The sequence below is a fragment of the Streptomyces sp. NBC_00016 genome (assembly GCF_045040885.1).
GTDB lineage: Bacteria > Actinomycetota > Actinomycetes > Streptomycetales > Streptomycetaceae > Streptomyces > Streptomyces coriariae.
Genome location: NZ_CP108304.1, coordinates 5,479,678 through 5,498,146 on the forward strand (window position 1 = coordinate 5,479,678; position 18,469 = coordinate 5,498,146).

16 protein-coding genes are annotated in these 18,469 nt (G+C 71.2%); 9 read left to right on the forward strand and 7 right to left on the reverse strand.

Annotated elements, in window-relative coordinates; genetic code table 11:
- Positions 1–298: 298 nt before the first annotated feature.
- The 5 genes from OG933_RS24395 (at position 299) to OG933_RS24415 (ending at position 8,146) form a co-directional block, all read left to right on the forward strand.
- Positions 299–1,261, forward strand: coding sequence for a DUF3027 domain-containing protein (locus tag OG933_RS24395; RefSeq protein ID WP_362522817.1), 963 nt, complete (start codon positions 299–301; stop codon positions 1,259–1,261).
- 674 nt (positions 1,262–1,935) lie between these two features.
- Positions 1,936–5,139, forward strand: coding sequence for a sacsin N-terminal ATP-binding-like domain-containing protein (locus OG933_RS24400; protein ID WP_362522816.1), 3,204 nt, complete (start codon positions 1,936–1,938; stop codon positions 5,137–5,139).
- A gap of 148 nt (positions 5,140–5,287) precedes the next feature.
- Positions 5,288–6,055: a calcium-binding protein gene (locus OG933_RS24405; protein WP_362522815.1), complete on the forward strand. Its 768-nt coding sequence runs from the start codon at positions 5,288–5,290 to the stop codon at positions 6,053–6,055.
- 162 nt (positions 6,056–6,217) lie between these two features.
- Positions 6,218–7,147, forward strand: coding sequence for a hypothetical protein (locus OG933_RS24410; RefSeq protein WP_362522814.1), 930 nt, complete (start codon positions 6,218–6,220; stop codon positions 7,145–7,147).
- A 186-nt stretch (positions 7,148–7,333) separates the two neighbouring features.
- Positions 7,334–8,146 carry a hypothetical protein gene (locus OG933_RS24415; RefSeq protein ID WP_362522813.1) on the forward strand — a complete coding sequence of 271 codons (813 nt, stop codon included), beginning with the start codon at positions 7,334–7,336 and terminating at the stop codon, positions 8,144–8,146.
- 16 nt (positions 8,147–8,162) lie between these two features.
- Here the strand turns inward: OG933_RS24415 and OG933_RS24420 are convergent, their stop codons facing one another.
- Positions 8,163–10,529, reverse strand: a complete 2,367-nt coding sequence (locus OG933_RS24420) for an HAD-IC family P-type ATPase (RefSeq protein ID WP_362522812.1) — start codon at positions 10,527–10,529, stop codon at positions 8,163–8,165.
- Positions 10,530–10,660: 131 nt separating this feature from the next.
- Positions 10,661–10,942, reverse strand: a complete 282-nt coding sequence (locus tag OG933_RS24425; RefSeq protein ID WP_020130249.1) for a DUF2530 domain-containing protein — start codon at positions 10,940–10,942, stop codon at positions 10,661–10,663.
- Between the two features lie 117 nt (positions 10,943–11,059).
- On the opposite strand from OG933_RS24425, the gene OG933_RS24430 reads away from it, so the two are divergent.
- Positions 11,060–12,511: an NCS2 family permease gene (locus OG933_RS24430; RefSeq protein ID WP_362522811.1), complete on the forward strand. Its 1,452-nt coding sequence runs from the start codon at positions 11,060–11,062 to the stop codon at positions 12,509–12,511.
- A 66-nt stretch (positions 12,512–12,577) separates the two neighbouring features.
- On the opposite strand, the gene OG933_RS24435 is transcribed toward OG933_RS24430, so the two are convergent.
- Positions 12,578–12,760: a CopG family antitoxin gene (locus OG933_RS24435; protein WP_020130247.1), complete on the reverse strand. Its 183-nt coding sequence runs from the start codon at positions 12,758–12,760 to the stop codon at positions 12,578–12,580.
- Positions 12,761–12,911: 151 nt separating this feature from the next.
- Between OG933_RS24435 and OG933_RS24440 the strand changes: the two genes are divergently transcribed.
- The gene (locus OG933_RS24440; protein ID WP_020130246.1) at positions 12,912–13,349 is read left to right on the forward strand and encodes a MarR family winged helix-turn-helix transcriptional regulator; all 438 of its coding nucleotides are present in this window, start codon (positions 12,912–12,914) and stop codon (positions 13,347–13,349) included.
- A gap of 31 nt (positions 13,350–13,380) precedes the next feature.
- Positions 13,381–14,745, forward strand: coding sequence for an MFS transporter (locus OG933_RS24445; protein ID WP_362522810.1), 1,365 nt, complete (start codon positions 13,381–13,383; stop codon positions 14,743–14,745).
- 12 nt (positions 14,746–14,757) lie between these two features.
- Here the strand turns inward: OG933_RS24445 and OG933_RS24450 are convergent, their stop codons facing one another.
- Positions 14,758–15,303, reverse strand: a complete 546-nt coding sequence (locus OG933_RS24450; RefSeq protein ID WP_362265798.1) for a GNAT family N-acetyltransferase — start codon at positions 15,301–15,303, stop codon at positions 14,758–14,760.
- 51 nt (positions 15,304–15,354) lie between these two features.
- On the opposite strand from OG933_RS24450, the gene thpR reads away from it, so the two are divergent.
- Positions 15,355–15,927, forward strand: a complete 573-nt coding sequence (thpR, locus tag OG933_RS24455) for an RNA 2',3'-cyclic phosphodiesterase (RefSeq protein WP_362522809.1) — start codon at positions 15,355–15,357, stop codon at positions 15,925–15,927.
- A 128-nt stretch (positions 15,928–16,055) separates the two neighbouring features.
- Here the strand turns inward: thpR and OG933_RS24460 are convergent, their stop codons facing one another.
- The 3 genes from OG933_RS24460 to OG933_RS24470 form a co-directional block, all read right to left on the reverse strand.
- Positions 16,056–17,048, reverse strand: a complete 993-nt coding sequence (locus tag OG933_RS24460; protein ID WP_405628905.1) for an aldo/keto reductase — start codon at positions 17,046–17,048, stop codon at positions 16,056–16,058.
- Positions 17,049–17,111: 63 nt separating this feature from the next.
- Positions 17,112–17,726, reverse strand: a complete 615-nt coding sequence (locus tag OG933_RS24465) for a Uma2 family endonuclease (RefSeq protein WP_405628906.1) — start codon at positions 17,724–17,726, stop codon at positions 17,112–17,114.
- Between the two features lie 55 nt (positions 17,727–17,781).
- Complete coding sequence (locus OG933_RS24470; RefSeq protein WP_405628908.1) at positions 17,782–18,456, reverse strand: GDSL-type esterase/lipase family protein; 675 nt, start codon at positions 18,454–18,456, stop codon at positions 17,782–17,784.
- Positions 18,457–18,469: the final 13 nt, after the last annotated feature.

The window sequence follows — 18,469 nt, forward strand, 5'->3', positions numbered from 1 at the left end:
GGGTTCGGCGGCGGTTCGGCGGCTTCTGTGAGCGGGAAACGTCCCGTCGGTGTAGGCCGAGCGTCCGCGAGCAGGTAGCGTGCGTAGCGCGCCGTGGCGATTGTTCTCGGCCGCGCGCCTCCCGGCCATCCCGCAGAATGGATGACAGCAGGTGCGCCCGAGCGCGATCGGGCGCGGACGTCGACGCGGCACTCCCCCAGTGCTTGAAGAGCCTGGGAGGTACCCCCAGCCGCTCCGTCCGCACCCGCCGCCTTCAGGCCGGCGCACCGAGAGACGGCGTAGGAGAGAAGCGATACCTGTGAGCGCAGCGACCACGCGAAGCCGCACCCCCGACCGCCTGTGCGCCGAGGCCGTCGACCTCGCACGCGCCGCAGCCGAGGAGGCAGCCGCCCCCGGCGTGGTCGGCGAGCATGCGGGGCTGCTCTCCGAGGGCGACCGGGTGGTCACCCACTACTTCGAGTGCAAGGAACTGGGCTACCGCGGCTGGCGCTGGGCGGCGACGGTGGCACGGGCCTCGCGCGCCAAGGTCGTCACGCTCGACGAGGTGGTCCTGCTGCCCGGCCCGGACGCGGTCCTGGCTCCCGAATGGGTTCCGTGGAGCGACCGGCTGCGCCCCGGCGACATGGGCCCCGGCGACCTCCTCCCCACGGACGCGGAGGATCTGCGTCTGGAGCCCGGGTACACCGGTGAGGACGATCCGCGCCTCCAGCCGGGTTACTTCGACTCGGACGAGCCGACGCCGAACTCGCCCCTCTCCGAGGAGATGGCCGAGCTGGTGGAGGCGGAGGACGCGGAGGTGACGCCGGCCCCGCCCGCGGCCCTTCCGTCGGCTCCGCGCCGGGGCACCATCGCCGCGGTCGCCGAGGAACTGGGTCTGCGTCGCGCCCGGGTCCTCTCCCGCTACGGCCTGCACACCGCGGCCGACCGCTGGGAGGACGGCTTCGGCCCCAAGACGCCCATGGCCCAGGCGGCCCCCGCGTCCTGTGTGAGCTGCGGTTTCCTCACTCCCATCGGCGGCTCCCTCGGGCAGGCCTTCGGCGTCTGCGCCAACGAGTTCTCCCCGGCCGACGGCCGGGTGGTCTCCCTGGCGTACGGCTGCGGCGGCCACTCGGAGGCGGCGGTCATGCCGACGCCCCCGCGGCCCGCTCCGCCGGTGATCGACGAGACCCGGGTCGACCCGTTCCCCCTCCGCCCGTCGGCGGACTCGGGCTCGGTTCCGGAGAAAACGGACGACGACACCGCAGAACTGGGCCACTCCTAGCCCCCGTCCCACCGGGGCCCGTCCCGTCCCGGCCTTCCTCCGGGGGCCGATCCCGGGTTCCTGCAGTCCCGGCCTTCCTCCGGGGCCGATCCGGGTTCCTGCGGGCTGAGCGGGCTCCTTTCCCGGGGCCGATCCGGCTCCCTTTCCGGGGGCGATCCGGGTTCTGCGGGCGATGCGGCTCCTTTTCCGGGGGTGATCCGGCCCCGGAGGGCCGATGCGGCTCCCTTCCGGGGTCGATTCGTGTTCCCGTGGGGCCAAGCGGGCTCCCTGTCCGGGCCGATCCGGCCCTGCGGGGTCGAGCGGGCGCCTGCCAGGCTGAACCCGGCCTTCAGGGCGCCCAGCCCCGGTCCCAGGGGCCACAGCCCCAGGCCTCGGCCCCAGGGGCCACAGCCTCGGCCCCAGGGGCCACAGCCCCGGCCCCAGGCCACAGCCCCGGCCCCAGGGCCGCCTCCGGCCCCTCCAAGGCACCCCAACGCCCCTCCCGAACCGTTGCACCCGGTGTTCTTCGAGGGGCTGGGTGGGGCCCAGGTGAGGGGCTTGTGGCCCGTGGGGGCTCAGTTGTTGTGTGATTGTGATGTAAGGGGTGGCCGGGCTCCCGGAGCGGGTTCGTGGGACGGTCTGGCGGTGCTTCGGCTCGCGGTACCTTCGAGCCCACGCCGATGAGGAGAGTGAACGTGAGCAAGTTCGTGCGGCCGGCACCCGAGGGCGCGGACCCCTTCGGCACGGCCCGCCTGCGTCGCGGAGTCCTGGACGCCTGGGCGACGAGCCCGGCCCGTTTCCGGGAGGACGCCAACGCCGAGGAGGACCTGGTCCTCGGCGGGTACCGGGACCGGCTCGTCGTCGAGCTCGCTCAGAACGCCGCCGACGCCGCGGCCAGGGCCGACGTGCCCGGGCGGCTGCGGCTCACCCTCCGGGACGGCGTCCTCGTCGCCGCCAACACCGGCGCGCCCCTGGACGCCACCGGTGTGGAGTCCCTCGCCACCCTCCGCGCCTCCGCCAAGCGCGAGGCCCGGCAGTCGGCCGTGGCCGTCGGGCGGTTCGGTGTCGGCTTCGCCGCCGTCCTCGCCGTCACCGACGAGCCCGCCGTCGTCGGGCGGCACGGCGGCGTCCGCTGGGACCTGGCCGAGGCCCGCGCGCTCGCCTCCGAGACCGCCCGGCACAGCCCGGGGCTCGGCGACGAGATCCGGCGGCGGGACGGGCATGTGCCCCTGCTCCGGCTGCCCTTCGCCGCCCAGGGCACCGCCCCGGACCCGTACGACACGGCCGTGATCCTGCCGCTGCGGGACACCGCGGCCGCCGACCTCGCCGAACGCCTCCTCACCGCCGTCGACGACGCCCTCCTGCTCGCCCTCCCGGGCCTGGAGGAGGTCGTGATCGAGATCGGCGACGACGCGCCCCGCGTCCTGCGCCGGGGCACCGACGCCGACGACGACGCCCTCACCGTCGTGGCGGACACGCGGGACGGGACCACCCGCTGGCGCGTCGCCGCCGCGCACGGCCCCCTCACGCCGGACCTCCTCGTCGACCGCCCGGTGGAGGAGCGGCTGCGCCCCCACTGGTCGGTCACCTGGGCCGTACCGGTCGACGACGACGGTTCGCCCGCCCGGCCCCGCACCACCCCCGTCGTGCACGCCCCCACCCCCAGCGACGAGCCCCTCGGCGTCCCCGCCCTGCTCATCGCCTCCTTCCCGCTCGACACCACCCGCCGGCACGCCGCCCCCGGCCCGCTCACCGACCACCTGGTGCAGCGCGCCGCCGACGCGTACGCCGAACTCCTCGCCGGCTGGCGGCCGGTGGGCGCGGGGATCATCGACCTGGTGCCCGGGCCGCTGGGCAAGGGGGAGCTCGACGGGGCGCTGCGCCAGGCGATCCTGGAGCGGCTGCCGCGGACCGCGTTCCTGCCGCCCGCCGTCCGGCCCGTCCCCGAGGACGGGGAGGGCGACGGGGTCGACGGGGTCGAAGTGATCGAGCTTCCGGAGGCGCTGCGCCCCCGGGACGCCGAGGTCGTCGAGGGCGCCGGCGCCGACACCGTACGGGTGCTGGCGGAGGTGCTGCCCACCCTGCTGCCCGCCGGGCTGGAGCGGCGCGTCGAGCTGCGCACGCTGGGCGTCGCCCGGATCCCGCTCGCCGACGCGGTGGACCGGCTGGCCGGCCTGGAGAAGGACCCGCAGTGGTGGTACCGGCTCTACGACAGCCTGGCCGGTGTGGACCCGGACCGGCTCTCGGGACTGCCGGTGCCGCTGGCTGGGGGTACCTCCCAGGCTTTCGGCACTGGGGGAATGCGGACCACCATCGGCCCCCGCCAGGTGCTGCTGCCCACCGCGGACGCGGCCGGTCCCGACCCGGAGATCCTCGCCCGCCTCGGCCTCAAGGTCGCCCACCAGGACGCGGCGCACCCCCTCCTGGAGAAGCTCGGCGCGCTGCCCGCCACCCCCCGCGCCGTCCTGACCACGCCGCAGGTGCGGGCCGCCGTGGCCGCGTCCATGGACGACGACGGCGGCGCCTGGGACGACCAGGACACCCCGGACGCCGAGGAACTCGCCGACACCGTGCTCGCGCTGGTCCGCGACGCCGGACTGGACCCCGGCGACGAACCCTGGCTCGGCGCCCTCGCGCTGCCCGACGAGGAGGGCGAACTCGTCCCCGCCGGTGAACTGGTGCTGCCGGGCAGCCCGTTCGCCTCCGTCGTCCGGGAGGACGAACTCGCCTTCGTCGACGCCGAACTGGCGGACCGGTGGGGCGAACAGCCCCTCGCCGCCTGTGGCGTCCTCGCGAACTTCGCGCTCGTCCGCGCCACCGACGTCGTCCTCGACCCGGACGAACTGGAGCCCCGCGAAGGGGACTTCGCCGAACCCGACGACGCGGGCCTGCTGGACGCCGTCGACGTGTGGTGCGAGGACATCCTCGACCGGTTCCCCGACAGCCCGGTGCCTCCCGTCGCCACCGAGCTGGTCGCCGTCCGCGACCTCGACCTCGTCGACGAGGACCGCTGGCCCCAGGCCCTCGCGCTGCTCGCCCGGCCGCCGCTGCGGGACGCCCTCACCCAGCCCGTGCGGATCCTGCTGCCCGACGGCACCCACGAGGTCGTCCGGCCGTACACCGCCTGGTGGCTGCGCGGGAACCCGGTGCTCGACGGCCGCCGCCCGGCCGGTCTGCTCGCGGCCGGCGGGGATCCGCTCCTGCACGGGCTGTACGAGGAGGCCGACGCCACCGGCTTCGACGACGAGCAGGTGCTGCGCGCCCTCGGCGTGCGGACCTCCGTGGCCGCGCTGCTCGAGGAGCCCGGCGGCGCCGCCGAACTCCTCGACCGCCTCGCCGACCCGGAACGACCCGTCGCGGCCTCCCAACTGCACGGCCTCTACGGCGCGTTGGCCGAGCTGGATCCCGAGCAGGTGACCCTCCCGGACGAGCTGCGGGCGGTGGTCGACGGGCGGGTCGAGGTCGTGGACGCGGCCGAGGCCGTCGTCGTCGACTCGCCCGATCTGCTGCCCTTCACCGGGGGCGTGCCGCTGCTTCCGGTACGGCCGTCCCGGGCCGCCGAGCTGGCCGAGCTGTTCCAGGTGCGGCGGCTGAGCGAGTCCGTGACCGGGCAGGTCGACTCCGAGGGTGTCGAGCACGACGTACCGGAGTCGGTGCGGGTGCTGCTCGGGCCGCGCACGCCGGGCACGTACGTCGAGCACGAGGAACTCGTCGTGGACGGCGTGGAGATCGACTGGCGGCTGACCGACGACGGCGTCCTGCACGCCGCGACCCTGGAGGGCGTCGCCGCCGGCCTGGCCTGGGCGGCGCGGCAGTGGCCGCGCCGTTTCGAGGTCGCCGCCCTGCTGGAGGACCCGTCACGGACCGCGGAGCTGGCCCGCGACCGCTGGTTCGACTGACGGCGTCGCGGTCCGCGTTCGAGCGCCCTCGCGGTCATCCGCGGGGGCGCTCACATCTTCTCCGTATTTTCTCCATCGAACGTGCAACCGTCGGACTGGGGTACGAGTCTCTTCCCGTGAATCGTGATTCTCAACGGGGGGAAAACCTATGCGCATCCGCGCCACCGCCGCCGTCTCCTTCGGCGCCCTGGCCCTCGCGGGCCTGGCCGTTCCCGTCGCGCAGGCCGCGCCGAGCGACGGCGGCAGCGGCGACACCCGGATCACCAAGGTCGTCGTCGACGGTGACAACAAGGTGCCCGTCTCCACCAACGCCGCGAAGACCATCTCCATCAGCGTGACTGCCACGGACAACTCCGGCATCAAGAGCGCCGAGCACTTCACGCTGACGGGCCCCGACTACGGCTTCGAGATGACCGGCACGCCGTCGTGCAAGAAGGTCAACACCACCACCTCCACGTGCACCGCTTCCGTGAAGGTGGACCCGAGGACCGACTACTTCAGCAACAAGAACGCCGGCACCTGGTACGTCGACGCGTGGATCGACGCCAACGACGGCGACTTCGTGTGGAAGGAGAAGGCCGGCTCCTTCCACTTCCAGCGCGTCTCCAAGCTGACGGTCAACGCGACGCCGGAGCCGGTGAAGAAGGGCAAGACCATCACCGTGACCGGCTCCCTCACCCGCGCCAACTGGGAGACGCTCAAGTTCGGCGGCTACGGAGCCGCGTCGGTGCAGCTCCAGTACAAGAAGAAGGGCTCCACCAAGTGGAGCACCCTGAAGACCGTCAAGACGACCTCGACCGGCGGTCTGAAGACCACCGTCAAGGCGACGGCGGACGGCAACTACCGCTACACCTTCGTGGGCAACACGAACACGGCGGCGGTCACGGCCGCGAGCGACTTCGTCGACGTCAAGTAGGCACGGGCGCACTCGAGAACGGCAGCCCGTCCGGGCGGCAGTTTTCCGTACAACCATTTTCCGGTTTCAGGAATCTGATCATGCGAGCCGACAGGCTCGTCGACCACTTGGGCTCGCTGGTGGCACCCGCCCGGAGAGCCCCTTGATCCCCTTGGGACATTCATGCGCATACGAGCCACCGTGGCCGCCGTCACCGGCGCCCTGGCCCTGTCCGCCTTCGCCGTGCCGGCCGCGCAGGCCACCGGCAGCGACTCGCACAACCCCGTCGACACCCTGAAGGCCCTCCACGCGGCCACCTCCGGCAAGAGCGCCTTCACCGGTTCGACCCCCGCCGACACCGGCACCCCGTACGCGCTGGACGCCAAGTTCGGCAACGTCAAGATCAACGGCGGCAAGCCGATCGTCGCCGGCACCAGCGGCAAGGTCACGGCCCCGGTCACCTTCACGGTCACGCACGGCGCGGGCGTCGACGTCACCGCGGACGACACCGAGCTGGACCTGATCATCTACCGCGGCGCGTTCGACGACCCGTCCAACATCCTCGTCGGCGACGACTGGCCCACCTGCACCAACACCTCGGCCACGGTCGCCTCCTGCAAGGGCACGATCGACATCCTCCCGGGCGAGGAGCTCTACAACGCCGACGCCACCACCTGGAAGGCGCTCGGCTACGTCATCGACTGGAACGACGTCGACCCGTACACCGACGACGACATCGACTGGACCAAGGTCGGTTACGCCGAGGGCGACGCCCTGGCCACCACCAAGCTCCAGCGGCTGTCCAAGCTGACGGTCAACGCGGCGCCGGAGCCGGTGAAGAAGGGCAAGACCATCACCGTCACGGGCAGCCTGACCCGTGCCAACTGGGACACCGCCAAGTACACCGGTTACTCCGGCGTCTACGCCCAGCTCCAGTTCCGCAAGAAGAACTCCACCACCTACTCCACGGTGAAGTCGGTCAAGACCACCTCGACCGGCGGTCTGAAGACCACCGTCAAGGCGAGCGTGGACGGCTACTACCGCTGGAGCTTCGTCGGCACCACGTCCGCCCCGGCGGTCAAGGCCGCGGGCGACTTCATCGACGTCAAGTAGTTCGTCGTACGTCGAGCGACAAGTAGGACGCTGTAGCGGAGAACGGCCGGTTCCGGAATTCCGGGGCCGGCCGTTCGGCGCTCTGTCGCAGCTCTTACCTTCCGCCGCACAACTGGTTCCGTCCGTCATGGATCTCACCCGATGAGTCAACAGGCTCCGAGATCTCTCTCCCATCTGGGGAACGCAATGCGCATACGCGCCCTCGTGGTCGCCTCCTCCGGCGCCCTCGCCCTGTCCGCCCTCGCCGTCCCGGCCGCCCAGGCCGCCCCGACGGCGGCGCCGAACGTCACCTTCTCCAACATGAAGGTCAACGCGGGCAAGGCCGTCGTGGTCGGCCCCTCGGCCAAGGTCACCGTCACCGCCACGTACACCGTGACGAAGCCCGCGAGCCTCAGCGCGAGCTCCTTCGACAACGGCCCGATGCTCTACCGGGGCACCACGCTCAACGAGAACGCCCAGATCATCGCCGGTGACGAGCCGGGCACCTGCAAGGCCGTCTCCACGACGGTCCTCAGCTGCACCGCCAAGATCCAGTTCCGTCCCACCGTCTCCAGCGCGTACGACGACCTGGCCAACAGCCAGGCCGGCACCTGGAAGGTCGGCGCTCTCGCCGTCCCGCACGACGCCACCGGCGAAGCCGACCTCAAGTGGCAGAGCAACCTGGGCGCCGTCAACGTGCAGCGCCAGGCCCAGCTGACGGCCGACGCGACTCCGGAGCCGGTGAAGAAGGGCAAGACCCTCACCGTCACGGGCAAGCTGACCCGCGCCAACTGGGACAACAACAAGCTCGGCGGCTACGCGGCCCAGCCGGTGAAGCTCCAGTTCAAGAAGAAGGGCAGCACCACCTACACCACGGTCAAGACCGTGAAGACCAGCTCGACCGGCGCCCTGAAGACCACGGTCAAGGCCGCCGCCGACGGCTACTACCGCTACAGCTTCGCCGGCACCACGACGACCCCGGCGGTCAGCGCGGCGGGCGACTTCGTCGACGTCAAGTAAGCCCTCACGCAGCCACCTAGGCCGGGAAACGGCGGTCGACCCACTTCCAGGAGAACTCCAGGGCGACCGCCGCCACCGCCGCGACCCCCACCGCGATCCACGGCATGGTCATCCCGATCAGCTTCAGCGCGAAGAAGTCCTGAAGCCACGGGACCACCAGCACCAGCACGAACGCCGCGCCCATCGAGGCCACCAGCAGCACCCGCCACCAGGTGTAGGGCCGGGCGATGATCGCCAGCACCCACATCGAGATCAGGAACAGCGTGAGGGTCGCGGCGCTGGTCTCGGCCTCCAACGAGCCCGCGCCGGTGTAGTGGTGACGGGCGATCAGATAGGTGACGAAGGTCGCGACCCCGGCCACCACCCCGCCCGGGATCGAGTACCGCATCACCCGTCGTACGAAGTGCGGCCGGGCCCGCTCCGTGTTGGGGGCGAGGGCGAGGAAGAAGGCCGGGATGCCGATGGTGAGGGTGGACAGCAGCGTCAGGTGCCGGGGCAGGAAGGGGTATTCGACCTGCCAGCAGACCACCAGCAGGGCCAGCAGGACCGAGTAGACCGTCTTCACCAGGAACAGGGTCGCCACGCGGGTGATGTTGCCGATGACCCGCCGGCCCTCCGCCACCACCGACGGCAGGGTCGCGAAGCTGTTGTTCAGCAGCACGATCTGCGCGACCGCCCGGGTGGCCTCGGATCCCGAGCCCATCGCGACGCCGATGTCGGCGTCCTTCAGCGCGAGGACGTCGTTGACGCCGTCCCCGGTCATCGCGACCGTGTGCCCGCGCGACTGGAGCGCGCCGACCATGTCCCGCTTCTGCTGCGGGGTGACCCGGCCGAACACCGTGCCCTCGTCCAGCGCCCGGCCCATGCCCTCCTGCTCGGCGGGCAGCCGGCGCGCGTCGACCGTACGGCCGTCCAGCCCGAGCTTCGCGGCCACCGCCCCCACCGACACCGCGTTGTCACCGGAGATGACCTTGGCGCGGACGTCCTGCTCGGCGAAGTAGCGCAGAGTGTCGGCGGCGTCCGGCCGCAGCCGCTGTTCGAGTACGACGAGTGCGGCGGGCCTGGCGCCGCGTGCGGGTTCGGGGTCGTCGAGGTCGCGGGCGGCGCGGGCCAGCAGCAGCACCCGCAGGCCCTGCTCGTTGAGCCGCTCGGTCTCGGCGAGGGCGGGATCGTCGTCGGCCAGCAGCACGTCCGGCGCCCCCAGCAGCCAGGTGCCGTTCTCCCCGTTGCCCTCGCTGAGACTGGCGCCGCTGTACTTGCGGGCGGAGGAGAAGGGCAGGGACTCGGTGCAGCGCCAGTCCTCGGCGTCCGGGTAGGCGTCGATGATCGCCTGCAGGGAGGCGTTGGGCCTCGGGTCGGACTCGCCGAGGGCCCCGAGCACCCGGCGGACGTACGACTCGTCGTAGCCGTCGAGCATGCTGAGCCCGGTGACATCCATGCCGCCCTCGGTGAGCGTGCCGGTCTTGTCCAGGCAGACGGTGTCGACGCGGGCGAGACCCTCGATGGCCGGCAGCTCCTGCACCAGGCACTGTTTTCGGCCGAGTCGGATGACACCGATCGCGAAGGCGACCGAGGTGAGCAGGACGAGCCCCTCGGGGACCATCGGGACGATGCCTCCGACGGTGCGGGCGATGGACTCCTTGAGGTCGTTGTTCTTGACGAAGAGCTGCGTGACGACCAGGCCGATCGCGGCCGGGACCATCATCCAGGTCACGTACTTGAGGATCGTGGAGATGCCGGAGCGCAGCTCGGAGTGGACGAGCGTGAAGCGGGAGGCCTCCTCGGCGAGCTGGGCGGCGTAGGCCTCCCGGCCGACCTTCGTGGCCTGGAAGGCGCCGCCGCCGGCCACCACGAAGCTGCCCGACATGACCTGGTCGCCCGGCCGCTTGACGACGGGGTCGGCCTCGCCGGTGAGCAGTGACTCGTCGATCTCCAGCCCGTCCGCCTCGACGCACACCCCGTCCACGGCGACCTTGTCCCCGGGGCCGATCTCGATGAGGTCGTCCAGGACGAGTCCGGAGGTGGCGACCTCGACGGCCGTGCCGTCGCGGCGGACGGTGGGCCGGGCCTCGCCGACGACCGCGAGGGAGTCCAGGGTCTGCTTCGCCCGCCACTCCTGGATGATGCCGATGCCGGTGTTGGCGAGGATCACGAAGCCGAACAGGCCGTCCTGGATGGGGGCGACGAACAGCATGACCACCCAGAGGACGCCGATGATCGCGTTGAACCGGGTGAAGACGTTCGCCCGGACGATCTCGCCGACGGAGCGGCTGCTGCGGACGGGTACGTCGTTCACCTGACCGCGCGCGACGCGCTCCGCGACCTCGGCGGCGGTGAGGCCGGTCGCCGTGGGCACGGAGGCGGGGGCGTCGGTGTGGGCCATGGGATCGACGGTACGTGCGGATCTGGGGGTTCACCCCCTGAGGACGCCGAAGATCCGACTTCGGGAGGACGGGCGCGGTGGCGTCCAGTACCTCGGTAGTAGCGCCCCGGGACCGGCCTGGGGGACAGCCCCTAGTCGGTGACCGGGCTCGCGGGCCCGGCCGGCCCGCTCGCCGCGTCCCGCTTGATCGCCGCGTCCCGTTTGCGGACGTACCAGATGCCGATGAGGCCGAGTCCGGCGCCCGCGAGGCACGTCCAGATCCACCACAGGTGGCCGTGGTCGTCGTACCAGCCGTAGAAGGGGAGCTGGACGAGGAAGAGGACGAACCAGAGGATCGTGCCGCCGGTGACGGTGGCGACCACGGGGCCCTCCAGGGGCTCCGGCGCCTCGTGTTCAGGGATCCACTTCTTCATGGTGCTCAGCTTACGAGGCGGTCGGGTCTACGCGCGGAGATGGCCGATCCGAACGTTATATGTTCATACTGAAACGGTTTGGTACTGACCACTTCTCTTCGTAGGAAACGCCAAAAGATGCCCACGTCGGCCCCCGCCAAGGTCCCCGCCCCTGAACAGCCGGGAGCCACGCCTCTCTTCGGCGCCCTCGACCGTTACTTCAGGATCACCGAACGGGGCAGCACCCTGCCCCGTGAGATCCGGGGTGGTTTCGCCACCTTCTTCGCGATGGCGTACATCATCGTGCTCAACCCGATCATCCTCGGCAGCGCGAAGGACATGTACGGGCACCAGCTCGACAACGGTCAGCTCGTCACCGCCACCTGTGTCACGGCCGCCTTCACCACGCTCCTCATGGGCGTCATCGGCAACGTGCCCATCGCCCTGGCCGCCGGCCTCGGCGTGAACTCCGTGGTCGCCCTCCAGCTCGCCCCCCGGATGTCCTGGGCGGACGCGATGGGCATGGTCGTGCTCGCGGGCTTCGTGGTCATGCTCCTGGTCGCCACCGGTCTGCGTGAGCGCGTCATGAACGCGGTGCCCTTCGGCCTGCGCAAGGCGATCAGCATCGGTATCGGCCTGTTCATCATGCTGATCGGGCTCGTCGACTCCGGCTTCGTCAGCCGCATCCCGGACGCCGCCCACACCACCGTCCCGCTCCAGCTCGGCGCCGACGGTCACCTGAACGGCTGGCCGGTCCTCGTCTTCATCCTGGGCGCCCTGCTCACGCTGGCCCTGATCACCCGCAAGGTGCCCGGCGCGATCCTCATCTCGATCGTCGCGATGACCGTCCTCGCGCTGATCATCAACGCGGTCGCGACGATCCCGTCCTGGGGTCTCACCACCCCCGAGTGGCCCGGCAACCCCGTCGCCACCCCCGACTTCGGGCTCATCGGCGAGTTCAGCCTGTTCGGCGGCTTCGGCAAGGTCGGTGTCCTGACCGGCATCCTCTTCGTCTTCACGGTCCTGCTGTCGTGCTTCTTCGACGCGATGGGCACGATCATGGGCGTCAGCGACGAGGCCAAGCTGACCAACGCCAAGGGCGAGATGCCCGGCATCAACAAGGTTCTCTTCGTCGACGGCCTGGCGGTCGCCGCGGGCGGCGCCAGCTCCTCCTCCGCCACCACCGCCTTCGTGGAGTCCACGGCCGGCGTCGGCGAGGGCGCCCGCACCGGCCTCGCGAACATCGTCACCGGCGGCCTCTTCACCGTCGCGCTGTTCCTCACGCCGGTCGCCACGATGGTCCCGTCCCAGGCCGCCACCCCGGCGCTGCTCGCGGTGGGCTTCCTGATCCTGGCCGGTTCGGTCAAGGAGATCGACTGGGCCGACCTCACCATCGCCATCCCGGCCTTCATCACCATGGTGATGATGCCGTTCACCTACTCGATCACCAACGGCATCGGCATGGGCTTCATCACCTTCGTGCTGCTGCGCCTGGCGGCCGGGCGTGGCCGGGAGGTCCCGGTGCCGATGTACGTGGTCTCCGCCGTCTTCGCCTTCTACTACCTGATGCCGGCCCTCGGCCTCACCTGATGCCGGCCCTCGGGCTCACCTGATGCCGGCCCTCGGGCTCACCTGATCCCCGCCCGCGGCGGTGGCTCAGGTGAGCCCGTAGAACTTCTCCGTCTCCTCGACGGCGGTCTGGAACCGCTCGTCGAAGTCATCGCGAATGAGCGTCTGGACGACATAGTCCTGGACGCTCATTCCCCTTTTCGCGGCATGCTGCCGGAGCCGTTCGAGCAGCTCCTCGTCTATCCGCAGGCTGAGCACACTGGTCCCCATGAGACGAGGGTCGCGGGCACGTACCGCAGTCCGGTCTCTTTCCGCTGCGTACTCACTCGTTCGAGTGATGGCGAGGTTTCCGTGGCCGGGGTCACGGGAATCCCGGTACCCCCCAGCTTGTTTAGCCAGAGTAATGAGTTACCCTAAAGAGATGCCTGACCTCACCCATGGCGACAACGCTGCCGCCGTGAACTCCCTGCGTTCAGCCGTGATGCGGCTGTCCCGTCGGCTCAAGCACCAGCGGGTCGACGAGTCGCTGAGCCCCACCGAGATGTCGGTGCTCGGCACCCTCTCCCTCTGCGGCAGTGCCACCCCGGGCGAGCTCGCCCGCAAGGAGCATGTGCAGCCGCCCTCGATGACCCGCATCGTGGCGCTGTTGGAGGCCAAGGGTCTGGTCCGGCTGGAGCCGCACCCCGAGGACCGGCGCCAGAAGGTCGTCACCAAGACCGAGCAGGCCGAGGCCATGCTCGCGGAGAGCCGCGCCAAGCGGAACGCCTTCCTGGCCACCCTGGTCGACGGCCTCGACGAGGACGAGTGGGCGAAACTGCGCGCCGCCGCCCCCGTGCTGGAGAAACTCGCACACCTGTAGACAGCCGTCAGACCATGAGGAGGCGACCCTTTTGAGTTCGGGATCCGGAGCAGACTCCGCCCCCGCACCGACCACCCACGAGACCCTTGCCGAGCATCCCGCCACGGGCGCCCGCAAGTCATCGATGTTCAGCTCTTTGAAGGTCAGGAACTACCGCCTGTTCTTCATGGGCCAGGTCGTGTCCAACATCGGCACCTGGATGCAGCGCATCGCCCAGGACTGGCTGGTCCTCAGCCTCACCGGCTCCGCGACCGCCGTCGGCGTCACGACGGCCCTCCAGTTCCTGCCCATGCTGCTCTTCGGCCTCTACGGCGGCGTGCTCGTCGACCGGCTGCCCAAGCGTCGGACGCTGCTGTTCACCCAGTCCGCGATGGCCCTCACCGGCATCGCGCTCGCCGTCCTCACGCTCTCCGGCCACGTCCAGGTCTGGCACGTCTACGTCGCCGCCTTCGCCGTGGGCCTCGCGACGGTCCTGGACAACCCCGCCCGCCAGACCTTCGTCTCCGAGATGGTCGGCCCCGACCAGCTCCAGAACGCGGTCAGTCTCAACTCCGCGAACTTCCAGTCCGCGCGGCTGGTCGGCCCCGCCGTGGCAGGCGTGATGATCACCGGCGTCGGGACCGGCTGGGCGTTCCTCTTCAACGGACTGTCCTTCGTCGCCCCCCTCGCCGGCCTGCTGCTGATGCGCTCGCGCGACCTGCACGCCGTCTCGCGTGCCCCGCGCGGCAAGGGCCAGCTGCGCGAGGGGCTCCACTACGTCGCCGGGCGCCCCGACCTGATCTGGACGATCGTCCTCGTCGGGTTCGTCAGCACCTTCGGCTTCAACTTCCCCGTCTACCTGTCGGCCTTCGCCGACGACGTCTTCCACGCGGGCGCGGGCTCCTACAGCCTCTTCAACACGCTGATGGCGGTGGGCTCCCTGGCGGGCGCCCTGCTCGCGGCCCGGCGCGGCACCGCCCGGATGCGGGTGCTGGTCGCCGGGGCGGTGGCCTTCGGCGCGATGGAGATCGTGGCCTCCCTGGCCCCCTCCCTGTGGCTGTTCGCCCTGCTCATGGCCCCGATCGGCATGTTCGGCATGACGGTCAACGTCACCGCCAACAGCAGCGTCCAGATGAGCACCGACCCGGCCATGCGCGGCCGGGTGATGGCCCTCTACATGATGGTGTTCATGGGCGGCGCCCCGATCGGCGCGCCGATCGCCGGCTGGATCACCGACGCGTACGGCGTCCGGGCGGGCCTGGCGGCGGGCGGCGCCGTCTCGGCCGCCGCGGCCGTCACCATCGGCCTGGTCCTGGCCCGGATGGGCAACCTGCGCCTGGCGGTGGGCTGGCACCACGGCCACCCGAGCGTGCGGTTCGTGCCCCGGGAGACCCGGGAACTCGCCGCCGTGGCCTGACGTCGTACGACGTCACCCGGAGGATGCGGCGGGGGGCCGCACCCTCCGGGCCAGCACCTGGCCCGGCCACGCGTGTTCGCCGACGGTGTAGGCCTCGGTCGAGGTGAAGCCGTTGGCCTCGTAGTACGCGACGAGCTTGCGGTCGTCGCCCGCGTAACAGTCCACCCGCAGCAGGCCGACACCCGCCCGCCGGGTCTCCTCGGCGGCGTGCGCGAGCAGGGCGCTGCCCACCCCGTGGCCCTTGAAGCGGCGGTCGGAGGCGAGCCAGTGGATGTACCGCTCGGGCTCCCCGGGCGGCGGGAGATGGGCCAGATACGCGCCGGGCGAGTCGGTGAGGGTGAGGGTGGCGGCCGGTACGCCGTCCGCCTCGGCGATGAACGCCCAGCCCTCGTCGATGTAGCGGGCGACCGACTCCACCGTCTTCGGGCTCCGGGACAGGGGATTCGTCCCCCACTGGCCGGGGCGCCCCTGCGCGACCAGCCACTCCACGCTGCTGTCGAGCATGCCGAGCATCACGGGGACGTCGTCGGGTCCGCCTTCTCTGATGGTGATCCGCATGACGCCCATCATGCCGGGCGGACGGCCCCGCCGACCGGGAAAATCGAGGGCATGAGACTCTTCGCCGCCGTGCTGCCCCCGGACGACATCGCCGACGAACTCGCCGCCGAGGCAGCCCGGTTGCGCACACTGCCCGGTGCGGACGGGCTGCGCTGGACGGGCCGCCCCGGCTGGCACTTCACCCTCGCCTTCTACGGCGAGGTCGACGACGGCCTCGTACCGGAGCTGTCGGCACGGCTGGGGCGGGCCGCGCACCGCGGCACGCCCTTCGCGCTGGCCGTGCGGGGCGGGGGACAGTTCGGACACGGGCGGGCGCTGTGGGCCGGGGCCGCCGGGGACGTACCGGCGCTGCGCCTGCTGGCCGACCGGGCGGAGGCGGCGGCCCGCAAGGCGGGCGTGGAGATGGGGGAGCACCGCCGCTACAAGGCGCACCTCACGCTGGCCCGCAGCCGCGAGGCGGTGGACGTGCAGGCGTACGTCGAGGCGCTGGACGCCTTCGAGGGCCGCACCTGGACGGTGCAGGAGCTGGTGCTGGTCCGCAGCAGCCTGCCGAGGTCCGGTGTTCCCGGGGAGCAGCCCCGTTACGAGCCGGTCGGGCGCTGGGCGCTCGGCGGGGCCGGTTAGGCTCCACCCGTGGACCCGAAGACCCGGAACCGGATCATGGCCGGTGCGCTCGTGTTGTTGTTCGTCGTGGTGGCCCTGGCGGCCGCGCTCGGTAGATAGGCCGAGCGGGGCCGCCGAGGCGCACCCCGTCACCAGGCGAAGGCCTCCGGGGAAGGCCCCGGCCCGGGGAAGACCTCGTCCAGGCCGGACAGCAGCTCCTCGCTCAGCTCCAGCTCGACCGCGCGCAGGGCGGAGTCGAGCTGCTCGGCGGTGCGCGGACCGACGATCGGGCCGGTCACGCCGGGCCGGGTGAGCAGCCAGGCCAGGCCGGCCTCCCCGGGCTCCACGCCGTGCTTGTCCAGCAGGTCCTCGTAGGCCTGGATCTGCGCGCGGGCGGTGGGGTCGGCGAGGGTGTCGGCGGCCCGTCCGGAGGCGCGGCGCCCGCCCTCCGCCTGCTTCTTGATGACCCCGCCGAGCAGACCGCCGTGCAGCGGCGACCAGGGGATGACCCCGAGGCCGTACTCCTGCGCGGCCGGGATGACCTCCATCTCGGCGCGCCGCTCGGCCAGGTTGTACAGGCACTGCTCGCTGACGAGCCCGATGGTGCCGCCGCGCCGGGCGGCGATCTCGTTGGCCTGGGCGATCTTGTAGCCGGGGAAGTTGGACGACCCCGCGTAGAGGATCTTGCCCTGCTGCACCAGTACGTCGATGGCCTGCCAGATCTCCTCGAAGGGAGTGCTGCGGTCGACGTGGTGGAACTGGTAGAGGTCGATGTGGTCGGTGCCGAGCCGCTTCAGGCTGGCGTCGACGGCCCGCCGGATGTTCAGCGCGGACAGCTTGTCGTGGTTGGGCCAGGCGTCGCCGTCGGCGGCCATGTTGCCGTACACCTTGGTGGCGAGGACGACCTGGTCACGGCGCCCGCCGCCCTTGGCGAACCAGCTGCCGATGATCTCCTCGGTACGGCCCTTGTTCTCACCCCAGCCGTACACGTTCGCCGTGTCGAAGAAGTTGATGCCCGCACTGAGCGCCGCGTCCATGATCGCGTGGCTGTCGGTCTCGTCGGTCTGCGGGCCGAAGTTCATGGTGCCGAGGACGAGGCGGCTGACCTTGAGTCCGGTACGTCCGAGCTGCGTGTACTTCATGGGACTCAAGCCAACGACTTGGAGTGCGCTCCATGCAAGGGGGGGGGCCGGCCGGGGAACGGGTCAGTCGCGGGGGAACTCGTCGGTCTTGAGGGTGAGGCCGAGGGGGGTGGTGGTCAGGTCGACGTCGGTCCCGTAGTCGACGCGCAGCTCACACCGGTAGTCGCCGTCCTTGGGCTCGGTGAAGACGGTGCACCTGCCCTTGTAGGGGTCGGCAATGAGGTAGACGGGGACCTCGGCGACCGCGTAGGCAGTCTTCTTGGGGCCGTAGTCGTTGGGAGCCGTCCCCCTTGAGATGACCTCTCCGATGAACTCGATGTCGTCGTATTGCCAGCGGCCTTCTTCGTTCTTTGTCGCGCCGTCGCGGAACTTGGCCACATCGGGGCAGAAGCCGTTCTGATGACCGGGGAAGTCGACCCGGACATCGGAGAAGACCCGCGCGTGCCGCCGCCCGAAGCGGTCCTCAAGAGCCCAGAGCAGTTCGCGAATGGTTTCCCAGTGGATGTCCCGCTGCGGAGTCATGTGGACGTTGCCCCCGACGATCTCGACCTTGTATCCCTCGGGGACGGGCAGTCGCTCAAGTGCCTCGAACCATCCGTCCAGGCGCTCGGTGTTCTCGTCGGCCATGTCGATCTGCCCCCATGCGTGAGTGCCGCCGCGCAGTACAACGATACGCATGGTGACGAGGTCACGGCGCGGAGCGCATATGCCAGAACCGGGTGGGGCGCGGGTCTCAGCCCGCGTACTCCCCGCCCAGTCCCCACCCCTGGTGCATCGCCTCCGCGAAGGCCGACGCCAGCCGGTGTTCGCCGTTCGCGTTCGGGTGGGTGCCGTCGTAGGTGTCGGTGCCTATGTCCCAGGTCCGCGGGACCGAGGCCAGCAGGATGGGGGAGCCCGGCTCGTCCAGGTCGGCGGCCGTCTTCGCCAGGAGCTCGTTGAAGCGGGCGACCTGGGCGGCGAAGGGCGCGTCGTCCGCGGCGCGGACGTTGGGGATGACCGGCAGCCACACCATGGCGATCCGCGGGTTCGCCGCGCGGGCCTCGGCGGCGAAGGCGCACGCGTTCTGCGCGGTCTGCTCGGCGTTCGTGTAGAAGCCCAGGTCGATCAGGCCGAGCGAGACCAGCAGGATGTCCGCCCGCGACTCCCGAACCGCCTCGCCGATCAGCGGGGCCATGTGCAGCCAGCCCTCGCCCCAGCCGGCCAGGTGACCGCGCGGGAAGTCGGGGTCGGCGTAGGCGTACGAGGCGGCGGAGTCCGTCGCCTTGTCGTAGAGCGTCTCGCGGGGGCCGGTCAGGGTGAACGGGCCGCCGTACGTGGCGCACAGGTGCCGCCACATGCGGTAACGCCAGGTGTGCTCGCCCGAGCTGCCGATCGTCATCGAGTCGCCTACGGGCATGAACCTGAGCATCCGCTCATGATGA

Coding starts and splice junctions, on each gene's coding strand:
- OG933_RS24405 (WP_362522815.1), top strand. CDS start 5,288: ATGCGCATCCGCGCCACCGCCGCCGTCTCCTTCGGCGCCCTGGCCCTC.
- OG933_RS24410 (WP_362522814.1), top strand. CDS start 6,218: ATGCGCATACGAGCCACCGTGGCCGCCGTCACCGGCGCCCTGGCCCTG.
- OG933_RS24415 (WP_362522813.1), top strand. CDS start 7,334: ATGCGCATACGCGCCCTCGTGGTCGCCTCCTCCGGCGCCCTCGCCCTG.
- OG933_RS24460 (WP_405628905.1), bottom strand. CDS start 17,048: ATGAAGTACACGCAGCTCGGACGTACCGGACTCAAGGTCAGCCGCCTC.
- OG933_RS24435 (WP_020130247.1), bottom strand. CDS start 12,760: ATGGGGACCAGTGTGCTCAGCCTGCGGATAGACGAGGAGCTGCTCGAA.
- OG933_RS24425 (WP_020130249.1), bottom strand. CDS start 10,942: ATGAAGAAGTGGATCCCTGAACACGAGGCGCCGGAGCCCCTGGAGGGC.
- OG933_RS24430 (WP_362522811.1), top strand. CDS start 11,060: ATGCCCACGTCGGCCCCCGCCAAGGTCCCCGCCCCTGAACAGCCGGGA.
- OG933_RS24450 (WP_362265798.1), bottom strand. CDS start 15,303: ATGCGGATCACCATCAGAGAAGGCGGACCCGACGACGTCCCCGTGATG.
- OG933_RS24470 (WP_405628908.1), bottom strand. CDS start 18,456: ATGCTCAGGTTCATGCCCGTAGGCGACTCGATGACGATCGGCAGCTCG.
- OG933_RS24420 (WP_362522812.1), bottom strand. CDS start 10,529: ATGGCCCACACCGACGCCCCCGCCTCCGTGCCCACGGCGACCGGCCTC.
- OG933_RS24440 (WP_020130246.1), top strand. CDS start 12,912: ATGCCTGACCTCACCCATGGCGACAACGCTGCCGCCGTGAACTCCCTG.
- OG933_RS24465 (WP_405628906.1), bottom strand. CDS start 17,726: ATGCGTATCGTTGTACTGCGCGGCGGCACTCACGCATGGGGGCAGATC.
- thpR (WP_362522809.1), top strand. CDS start 15,355: ATGAGACTCTTCGCCGCCGTGCTGCCCCCGGACGACATCGCCGACGAA.